This is a genomic window from Congregibacter sp., assembly GCF_047617445.1.
Taxonomy (GTDB): Bacteria; Pseudomonadota; Gammaproteobacteria; order Pseudomonadales; family Halieaceae; genus Congregibacter.
This window is the reverse complement of the sequence record NZ_JBLGBE010000107.1, coordinates 1-10,363: the sequence shown is the minus strand read 5'-3', so window position 1 is coordinate 10,363 and position 10,363 is coordinate 1. Positions and strand designations below refer to the sequence as shown.

The following is a 10,363-nucleotide window of genomic DNA, read 5'->3' as shown; positions in this document are numbered from 1 at the left end:
CCATCTAGTGCGGCCCTAGCACAAAAGACCTGAACGGCTCTCGAAGCACGGCCAACTGCTGATAACATCACCATCCTCACGGAGTTAAGCAGAGCTCTGTTTGTCGATGTGGTCAAAGCTGGAGCAGCTCTGATAATGAACGAATCCCCAACCTGGTGGCAGGCGCTCACGACTGTCCCGCGTCTGAACCCCGAACAGTGGCAGACGCTCTCTCTGCCCGTGCGTTGGTTACTCGCCGTGCGGTCCTCGGTGCTGTTCATGACATTAATGTCAGCAGCCCTGGGTGGGCTCCTTGCCTGGCGCGATGGCCTGGGCGATCCAGGCCTTTGGCTGCTTTGTGTGCTTGGGCTCATGCTGGCCCACGCAACCAATAATCTTTTGAACGATCTCACAGATTCGAGCCGCGGCATTGATGCGGGCAACTACTACCGCAACCAATACGGTATCCATGTTCTCGAAGACGGCTTGATGAGTCGTAAACAGTTCTATGGCTATCTGGGATTAACCGGCGGCGCTGCGGTACTCATCGGCGTGTATCTGATACTCACCCGCGGTGGACTCACCTTACCGCTGATGCTCGCCGGCGCGTTCTTTGTGTTGTTTTACACCTGGCCCCTCAAATACATCGGTCTTGGGGAGCCCGCGGTGCTGCTGGTTTGGGGACCATTGTTGGTCGGTGGCAGCTATTACGTGAGCGCCGGCCAGTGGAGCACGTCGGCCGCGTGGCTGGGCCTGCTCTACGGGATAGGCCCCACGACCGTGTTGTTTGGTAAACACATCGACAAACTTGAAATGGATCGTGACAAGGGCGTCCGCACTTTGCCCGTGCTACTGAGTCAGCGGGGTGCCCGGCGCACGACGCAGATACTCCTGATATCTCAGTATTCTGGCTGCGCTGCGCTGGTACTCAGCGGCCGTGAACATTGGGTATTGGCTATCGTTTTTCTTAGCGTGCCGGCCCTGCTGCGCGTACTAAAGGCGCTGGAGCATAGCAAGCCCACCGAACGCCCGGATAGCTATCCAAAGCAAATTTGGCCGCTGTGGTTTTCCGCTCAAGCCTTTGCCCACACACGGCAGTTCAGCAGCCTGTTCATCATCGCACTCCTGGTGGCGACGTGGCTCTAACGCCAGGTCTTGTTGCGTCGGCGATACATTCACGGAACAATGCCTCGTGACTCGTTTTCGTCCCTCAGTAGCTGCCGCCATTGTCATTGCCAATATGATCGGGACAGGCGTATTCACTAGCCTGGGCTTCCAGCTAGTCGAAATCCAATCCGCACCCGTCTTATTGTCGCTCTGGGCCGTCGGTGGTCTTGCCGCCCTCTGTGGCGCATTGTCCTACGCTGAATTAGGTGCCGCCCTGCCCCGCTCTGGTGGCGAATACAATTTCCTCAGTGAGATCTACCACCCCAGTGCCGGCTTTATCTCAGGCTGGGTGTCGGCCACGGTCGGTTTTGCTGCTCCGACAGCTTTGGCGGCCATGACCTTTGGTAGTTATCTGTCCGCCGTCTTTCCACAGCTATCGGCGATCTGGCTGGCCACCGGACTGATTGTGGTATTAGCCTTTGCCCACAGCCGGAGTCACAAAAGCTCCGGTAGCACGCAGAGCCTTTTTACGATTCTCAAAATTCTGTTGATTATCGGCTTCGCGGGATTGGCATTGCTGTTTAACGACTCGGGCCAGCAGACGCGGTTCCTGCCCAGCGAGGGCGACGGGGCTTTGCTGTTCTCCGGCGCGTTTGCCGTGTCCCTAATCTATGTCAATTACGCCTATTCAGGCTGGAATGCCGCCACCTACATCACCGGCGAACTGGAAGAGCCCCAACGCTCCTTGCCCATCGTGTTGATCGCCAGCACCTCTCTGGTATGCCTGTCCTACTTATTGCTCAACTACGTCTTTCTGGCAGTAGCCCCCATGGACGCCATGGTCGGCAAAGTCGAGGTAGGCTACATAGCGGCAACCTACGCCTTCGGTGAGGCGGGAGCTACCATCATGGGCGTTTTACTGGCGTTACTCCTGGTATCCACAGTCAGTGCCATGATTCTGGCCGGGCCCCGGGTACTCCATCGTATCGGCGAGGATTTTCCGCTCTTTCGCATGCTTGGCAGGGTTAACAAAGACGGCGTACCGTCGACGGCGGTACTGGTACAAGCAGTGGTTGCTCTGGCTTTTCTGTGGTCATCATCCTTCGATCGAATTCTGGTGTTCTCGGGCGCCACCATGGCTTTAAACACTTTTTTCACCGTGCTGGGCGTCTTTGTCTTACGTTGGCGCCAACCGGACTTGATCCGGCCCTTTCGCATCTGGCTCTATCCATTGCCCCCGATTATCTTCTTGCTCATCACCGGCTGGACCTTGTTGTACATCGTCCTCCAGAGACCGATAGAAGCGATGATTTGCATGGGCATCGTCGTGTCAGGAGCTATCTTTTATATCGTCAGCCAACGCATTGGTGCAAGACTCGATCCAGAACCTGCTAGCAGTAAGGTTTAGTTTGCTAGCTTTTCTCAACGTGAACCGACTTAAAAAATAGAGACCTATAATGACTCGCAGCTTTTTAACTTTTGTCAGCCTCGTGTTCATCGGCTATGGCATAGCCTGCATCATCGATCCGGTACTTCCCGCACGGCTTGCAGGCTTGGACCTTCTCAACGGCGATGCCTACGCAGAGATGTCCGCAATGTACGGCGGCCTGCAAACCGGTGTTGGCATTTTTTGCCTGATCGCGGCCTGTAGACAGACGCTCCAGTCCAGCGCATTGCTCCTTCTGGTTCTGGGGGTCGGCCTCTTAGCGGCTAGTCGTGCTTTTGGCGCCCTGCGCAGTGATGAACTCCTCACCGCTTACACCTGGGGAGCGCTCGCATTTGAGACATTGGTCACGGCAACCGCAGCAGCTCTCCTCCCTCGCAAAGCCTGATGCGACTCAAAACGGCGCTGGCACTCCTTGCCCTGACACTGTGTACTGGGATTGCAGTCTTAACAGTCTCACTCAGAAGCGGCATGTCCCTCGGCTTTGCCACGCCCTATCTCGAGACACGAGCCAGTGAGCTTCTGGGGCGCCGTCTTTCCTTTAAGGACGCCCCGCGCATTCAAATTAAATCCGGATTGCACATTGCCGCGAGCAACGTAGCTCTGGCGAACGCTGACTGGGCCGGCAACGATGACATGCTCCAGCTACAATCGATCACAGCGCAGCTGGATCTTGCGACGCTATTTGAAGATCAGATAGTGCTTGAGACTTTGCTTATCGATGGACTACAGCTAAGGCTGCGAAAAAGTATCGATGGCCTCAGTAATCTGCCTCAGATTGCCAACGCGGAATCCGAGACCGAAGCCACGGATGAACAGCGGCCTCTCCCCGTCGTGATTAGACATATTCAAGTGGACAATGTGCTCATCGATCGAAAAAACGACGAGACCGGGCAGAGCGTAAGCTTGATTATTGATTCGCTAAGCCAAGCGGCCAACAGCAAAAATAGCCTGGTATACAAGGGCAATGGAAGCCTTCAGGGCCGGCCTTGGAATGTATCCATCGACGGAAGCGGTTTTGACAGTTTGCGATCCGGGCGGGACATGTCAGCAAACTTTAGCGGCGCTTTGGGCGATTTAAGGCTTGAGGGCGACTACCGTCTACCCAACATAAGGGAACTTCAAAATCTCACGCTCAATGCCCAACTCGATGGCCCAGTGCCTGATCGAATTTCTGCACTATCGCCCCTCCTGGAGCCCAATGAGCCGGCGCAAATTGTATTGCGTGTCAGCGACATAGACCCTGGCCTCCGCTTGGACTTAGCCGTCAAACTCACGCAACTCAATTTGCAGGTGAACGGAGATATCGACAACCCTCAGGGCAGTGACGGCCTCGACCTGGCTGTCCAGTTAAATGCGGCAAGTCTGCCTCGCTTGGCGCAGGCCCTGGGTCTGGGTGAAACGACTGATGTACCGCTGACACTCGACGGTCGACTGCTACGCAAGGATAAACATATAGAGCTTCGCGACGCTGTGCTTGTCGCCGGAGACCACCGTGTTCAAGCCAACATCGTGCTACCGGCGTTCCCGGGTACCGATGGCGCGACGGTAAACTTCAGCGCTGAGGGGCCCGACTTTGCCTTGTATCAAAGACTCTTTGGGCGCAGCGCGAATCTCGAAGTGCCCTATGTACTGATCGCTGAGGTAATCAGCGATGTTGCTGGTGGAGAGACCATAAAGGGCAATCTGCGGGTAGGCCAGCACAGGCTGCAAATTTCAGGACTACTCGATAACTTTCCAAGCTATGCGGGCAGTGATCTTACGCTTGATTTCGACAGCCCCAGTCTTCAGGCAATCACGGCCAACGCCGGGATAGAGTTACCAGCAGACACGCCTATCTCAATCACGGCCGCCGTCTCTGTATCAGACGACGCTGTGGTGAGCGTCAACTCGGCGGAGATTGTCGCCTTTGACTTTACAAGCGTTCTAAGCGGACGTTTCGACAGTTATCCTGATTTTGGCAACGCTCGTTTGCAATTTAGATCCCAAGGCGCATCGCTGGCCACCTTGGGACAGCGCTTTGGAATTCACAGCTTGGGTGATCTACCGCTAAGCTTGAGCACGGATATTCAGGGCAGTCCCAGAGAGATCGTTATTCGCAATCTTCGCTTGGACACGGGAGGCCTGCAGCTGCAGTCGGGTGCTGGCGCTCTTCGTTACGCCAAGGATACGATTACGAGCGACCTACGCCTTTCTATAACGCTAACAGACATTGACCAGCTGTTGGGCAACTACGCGCCGGCGTATTCGCCTGCAGGGACTTACCGCTTCGACCTCCTTCCGCAATTGTCGCCGGCCTTGTTCTCGATAGGTCTCGAAAACTTGTCGGGACCCGGTGTGAGTGGTGCTGCACGTCTCGAACTTGCAAGTAACTTCCAACTCAACGAAAAGACACTGCTGACGGCGGATCTGAACTTGGAGGATGTATCTCAACTACTACCCAGTATTAGTGGGTACACGCCGCCAAAAGAACGTCTCTTTTTACGCGTTGTCACACGCCCAGGAAAAGAAGCGACACAGATCGACGTTCAACTGCTTGATGCAGGCGGCGAACTGCTGGCTGCCGGCATTAGCTTGCCCGCTGATTTTAAACAGCAAGGCATCAGCTTGTCGGTAAAAGGTGCAGGCGATGACGTACGGAAGCTGGGCACCCATGCGAGCCTTCCAGAGCAGCAAATTCCCTATGTCGTTGATCTATCGGCTACGGCTCAGGGCGAAGATATTTCAGCGGAAGCTCATAAGGTTCAACTGGGCGACAACCATGTTTACGGTGCTGTTCACTGGGAGGGCGCAAACAAATCACTCACGGCGGACTTGCAAGTCCCCAGTGCAAATCTCCAAGCCTGGTTACCCAAAGGTAACGACGCTGATGCGAGCGCAGAGCCTGCGGCGACAGACGGTAGAAGTATCCCGGACAGGGTCCTCCCCCTGGCACTTCTGCATGACTATCGTATTGATCTGTCCCTCGAAACCGGCCCTCTTGGCCTGCTAGACCCAAAGTTCAAAACACAGTCGCTGATAGACGAATCCAGTGTGCGACTACAAAGTGGCGACGGCAAAGGACAGTTACACATCGAGAAAATAGTGGGCAGCCGCGGCTTGTACAAAGCGGATATATCCATCACCGATACTCAGGCCCCCGCCCACATTGAGACTGATCTCAAGGTCAGCGGCATGCCCTTTGGCATCGTAGCCGCAGGTACTAACTACGACAGTCTTCCAAAATATGATCTGACAGCTATCTTTGATGCAAAAGGCAATGATCTAAGAGCGCTCGCTGCTACGCTGCATGGCGAATTCTTAATGACCGGGAGCCCCGGGACACTCAAGAAAATGAAGCTCAGTGCCGCGACGGAGTCGTTTATCGCTCAGCTGTTTCAAACCTTGCTACCTATGCTCACATCTGGCAGCACCAATATGGAGGTTGAGTGCAGCGTGCTCGCCGCAAGAGCGACGGATGGCATGCTGACCCTTGATCCGGGATTTGTATTTCGCAGTGCGCAGCTTGATCTTTCTGCAGAGGGGAAGGTGAATCTTCGCAACGAAAAAATCGGCGTCCGCTTTACCAATCGAGCCCGCAAAGGCCTGGGGATTAGTGCCGCCAGTCTTATCAACCCCTACGTGGAAATAACCGGCACGCTCAGCAAGCCAACCTTAGGTTTGGACATTGCCAGCTCAGCCATCACCGGCGGCGCTGCGGTCGCCACGGGAGGAATCACCCTTCTTGCCAAACCCCTCTACGACCGATTCTTACAGAAGGGAAACCCTTGCGATGCCGCGCTCACGCGCTGGAAGGAAACCGCGAACTAGTTAGAGGGCCTGAAACTCCTTCTCAAAACGCTTGCCTGCCTTTTTCGACACGCCACCGAGCGTATCAATCGCATGACGCACGCGAGCTCGACTCATATCCGGACCCAGCAAGCTCATGGCGTCCACAACCGAGATTGATGCTCGACTACCCGAGACGGCAATAAACAGCGGCGCCAGAAAATCCCGGACCTTGATTTCGAGCTTATCCGCAAGTCCCTTGAGCGCGTCCCATACGGCATCGCGATCCCACTCTGACAGTCCCTCCAGCGTCCAAAGCGCAAATTGCAGCGTCTTCAGTAATTGCTCCGGCTCCATGCCCAGCTCATCAAACTGGGCGGCGTCCAAACTCAGCTCGCCAGATACCAAAAATGCCGCTTGCGGGGCAAAATCACTGAGTGTTTCCATACGCTGCTGCAGATGCGGCAACACAGCAGCGAGCTTATCGGCGTTATACGCCCAGGCAACCAGGCGCTGCGCTAACTGCTCCTGACTGAGATCCTCGCGAATCCACATGCCGTTGAGCCAGCGCAATTTCTCAATGTCAAAGATCGGGCCGCCAAGAGATACGCGCTGAATATCAAAAGAGGCCTGCATCTCTTCGAGACTGAACTTCTCCTGCTCATCGGGCATGGACCAGCCCATACGCCCCAGGTAGTTACACAACGCTTCGGGCAAAAAGCCCATGCGCTGGTAATACAAAATGCTCGTTGGATTCTTGCGCTTACTGAGCTTGGATTTGTCGGGATTGCGCAATAGCGGCAAGTGACAGAGCACTGGCATATCCCAAGCAAAGTATTCGTAGAGCAACTGATGCTTGGGGGCAGAGTTAATCCACTCCTCGCCACGAATCACATGCGTGATACCCATAAGATGATCGTCAACAACATTGGCCAGGTGATAGGTCGGCATACCATCGGACTTGAGCAGTATCTGCGCATCCACCATGCTCCAATCCAATTCAATCTCACCGCGAAGGAGGTCTTGGACACGACAAACACCGGGCCCCTCGGGAACAACCATGCGTATTACAAAGGGTTCACCGGCCGCAGCTCGGTTAGTCACTTCCTCTTCGGGCAGAATCAAGTCTGAGTGCTTAAGCGCCGTACTGTTGCCTTCTGCTCGGCGCGACTCACGCAGCTCGTTTAGCTCCTCGGGCCGCCGGTAACACACAAAAGCCTTGCCCGCATCGACCAACTGTTGTGCATAGGCGCCGTAGATCTCCATGCGCTCGCTTTGACGATAGGGGCCGTGCTCGCCGCCAATGTCCGGACCTTCATCCCAATCAAGGCCGAGCCAGCGTAGGGAATCGAGAATGGCCTGCTCCGACGATGCCGTGGAGCGCGCCTGATCCGTATCCTCAATCCGCAGTACAAACTGTCCACCGTGCGCCCGGGCAAAGCAGAGATTGAACAGTGCGATATAGGCTGTACCGACATGGGGGTCTCCCGTGGGAGAGGGGGCTACGCGAGTTCGAACGGTCATAACATTGTCTTAGGGCTAAGGAGGTGCGTGATTATAGAGCCTGGGCACAATAAACTCATGTTCACAATGTGGCTGTACAGCGCGGCCGTCCCTCAATACACTTCGCTGCAAATCCTCTAATAAAAAGCGCTCTAGCATGGAATTTGCGGGTCTTATAGGCAGTGTTGCCCTCCTCATCTGGCTGGCACTACGCGGTATAGATATCGTATTTGCCGCCTTAATCTGCGCCATGGTCGTCATCCTGACCAACGACCTCCCCCTCGCGAAAAGCCTGACGGAGTACTTTGCCACAGGCCCCCTGGGCGCATTTAGTTTCGCAGGCCGCTTTTATCTTCTATTTATCGCCGGTGCTGTGTTTGGGCGAATTATGGGGGAGAGCCACGCAGCTAGCAGCCTGGCTATGGCACTGATACGCCGACTTGGCGCTCATCGCGCACTGCTCATATGTACTATCTCCTGTGCGCTGCTCACCTACGGTGGGGTGGTCGTGTTTGTGGTCATTTTTGCAATCTATCCGCTGGGACTGAAACTTCTTCAGGAGTCCAACATCCCCAAACGTTTACTCCTGGGCGCGATCGCTTTGGGATCCGGCACTTTCACGCTGACCGCATTACCCGGCACGCCCTCCATTCATAACGTGATCTCAGCCAGCGCGCTGGGCACCGACCTGTTTGCCGCACCCTGGCTCGGACTCATCGGTGCCGTGCTGATGTTTAGCTTCGGAATGCTGTACCTCGAGCGCGAGCGCGTGAAAGCCGAAGCAGCGGGTGAAGGCTTTGTGCCCGGCCCAAGAGATGACATTGCCGCCGCAGGGGCCGAAGGTCCGCCTCTCCCCCCTTGGCCGCTAGCCCTGCTGCCACTGGTTTTTGTCATCGGCACCATACTCATGCCGCGGCTGCTCAAAGGCGTTGATCTTGGGAGTGGTGTGCCCGCGAGTATCCTTCAATTTGCCAGTGCGCAGCCCGTGCTCTGGCCAAGTATGGCTCTATTTGTTGGCAGCGCTATCGCTATCGCGCTGTTTCCCGCCGTGCGACGTCATGGGCTCAGCGTCGCCGGGCGAGGCACACAAGACGCGATCATGCCGTTGATCAACACTGCAGCGGTGATTGGTTTTGGCGGGGTTGTAACACAAACCTCAGGGTTCGCAGACTTCACTACACTGGTACTAAATTCTGATCTGCCGCCGCTGTTGTCCGCCTTTTTCTCCGTCAGCCTGGTATCGGCGATCACCGGTTCTGCGTCGGGTGGCCTGCAGATCTTTATGCAGTCCATGGCACCGGCTTACCTGGAGATGGGGATAGCGCCAGAAGTGCTGCACCGCGTCACCACCATGGCCAGCGGTGGCGTAGATTCACTGCCCCACTGCGGTGCCGTGGTCGCGATGCTCACGATCACACAGCTCACGCACCGACAGGCCTACAAGGACGTGGGAATCATCACCGTTGTGTTTCCCGTCTTGGCAACGCTTATCGTGATCGGATTGGTGGCGCTAGGGTTGTAGTGCCTCCAGGTATTAGTCGCTTCCGGGTATTAAGGACTCAGATTGCGCCGCAGCGTGGGCACCACCACCCCGGAAGCATCATGTAAGCTCAGCTCAACAACACCCGCCTTCCAGTCGATATCCAAAGAACCAAAGTTCGCTTCGCCATACAGATCGCCCAGGCGATGAGGGCCCCGCTCGGCAAGCGTTCCATAGCGGTTAGGGAAAGGTATAGGGTTGTTCAGTGATGACGAGGTGAACCCCAAAAGCGGTGTCATCAAACCAATGTCACGCTCATAAAAGCCCGCTACATGTCGGTCACCTGACAAGAATATAGCCGACGCATCCTCGTAAGCTCTGAGCATGCCAAATAGCCGCTCGCGCTCAAGTGGAAGCTGCGTCCATCCTTCCCAAGCGTTCTCAAAGAGTCTCTCTGACGACCGACGCCACGCGAAATCAGGCTATTGTGCCGCCGCCTGCCCACAACTCATGAGCATCGCCATGACCAGACCCAGGCTGCGCAGCAGCTCCGAAACGCCAGGGTTGCAAAATAGATGGGGCATACGCCGCCTAAGTAACCGTGGGTCGGGTAGCAAACCGCTCCTCCAAGTAACGTTCTTCAGCAATTATCACTGCTAGGGTATTTAGCGCGCTCTCGGCGTCTTTAAAACTGTTATATAAGGGCGCAAAACCAAAGCGCAGGATATCTGGCGCTCGAAAGTCGACAACAACGCCGGCCTCTATTAACGCCTGAGACAGGCCCCAAGCATGCTCATGAGCAACACTCACCTGACTCCCACGACGAGCAGCGTCCCGGGGTGTGAGACACGCAAGTGTCTGCAGAAGACCCCGAGACCCCAAGCCCTCCATAAAAAACTCGGTCAAAGCGATAGATTTGGCGCGTATTTGCTTGATGGTGGCTTTCTCGAAAACATCCAGCGCTGCGTTTAAGGCAACCATACTGATGATGGGAGGCGTGCCCGCCTGATAACGTTGGACGCCCTCCCCGGCATCGTACTGAGAAGAAAAAGCAAAGGGATCCTTATGTCCCAGCCACCCGG

General features: G+C 55.6%; 8 protein-coding genes. 5 read left to right on the top strand and 3 right to left on the bottom strand.

Annotation, left to right across the window (positions count from 1 at the left end):
• Positions 1-135 precede the first annotated feature (135 nt).
• The 4 genes from ACI9KD_RS16005 to ACI9KD_RS15990 are packed head-to-tail and all read left to right on the top strand — an operon-like array spanning position 136 to position 6,340.
• Entirely contained in the window at positions 136-1,125 is a 990-nt protein-coding gene (locus ACI9KD_RS16005; protein WP_414982175.1) for a prenyltransferase, read from the top strand.
• A 46-nt stretch (positions 1,126-1,171) separates the two neighbouring features.
• Positions 1,172-2,494, top strand: a complete 1,323-nt coding sequence (locus tag ACI9KD_RS16000) for an APC family permease (RefSeq protein ID WP_414982174.1) — start codon at positions 1,172-1,174, stop codon at positions 2,492-2,494.
• Between the two features lie 49 nt (positions 2,495-2,543).
• The gene (locus ACI9KD_RS15995) at positions 2,544-2,918 is read left to right on the top strand and encodes a DUF4345 family protein (protein ID WP_414982173.1); all 375 of its coding nucleotides are present in this window, start codon (positions 2,544-2,546) and stop codon (positions 2,916-2,918) included.
• A complete protein-coding gene (locus ACI9KD_RS15990) occupies positions 2,918-6,340 on the top strand; it encodes an AsmA family protein (RefSeq protein ID WP_414982172.1) in 3,423 nt (1,140 codons plus the stop codon). The genes ACI9KD_RS15995 and ACI9KD_RS15990 overlap by 1 nt, the downstream gene beginning before the upstream one ends.
• Here the strand turns inward: ACI9KD_RS15990 and gltX are convergent, their stop codons facing one another.
• Positions 6,341-7,822: a glutamate--tRNA ligase gene (gltX, locus tag ACI9KD_RS15985; protein WP_414982171.1), complete on the bottom strand. Its 1,482-nt coding sequence runs from the start codon at positions 7,820-7,822 to the stop codon at positions 6,341-6,343.
• A gap of 136 nt (positions 7,823-7,958) precedes the next feature.
• Here gltX and ACI9KD_RS15980 point away from each other — a divergent pair, with 136 nt between their 5' ends.
• Positions 7,959-9,323, top strand: a complete 1,365-nt coding sequence (locus ACI9KD_RS15980) for a GntP family permease (protein WP_414982170.1) — start codon at positions 7,959-7,961, stop codon at positions 9,321-9,323.
• 29 nt (positions 9,324-9,352) lie between these two features.
• On the opposite strand, the gene ACI9KD_RS15975 is transcribed toward ACI9KD_RS15980, so the two are convergent.
• Positions 9,353-9,667, bottom strand: coding sequence for a hypothetical protein (locus tag ACI9KD_RS15975; protein WP_414982169.1), 315 nt, complete (start codon positions 9,665-9,667; stop codon positions 9,353-9,355).
• A gap of 205 nt (positions 9,668-9,872) precedes the next feature.
• On the bottom strand, positions 9,873-10,363 hold a 491-nt coding region (locus ACI9KD_RS15970; protein ID WP_414982168.1), incomplete at its 5' end, for an aminotransferase class V-fold PLP-dependent enzyme.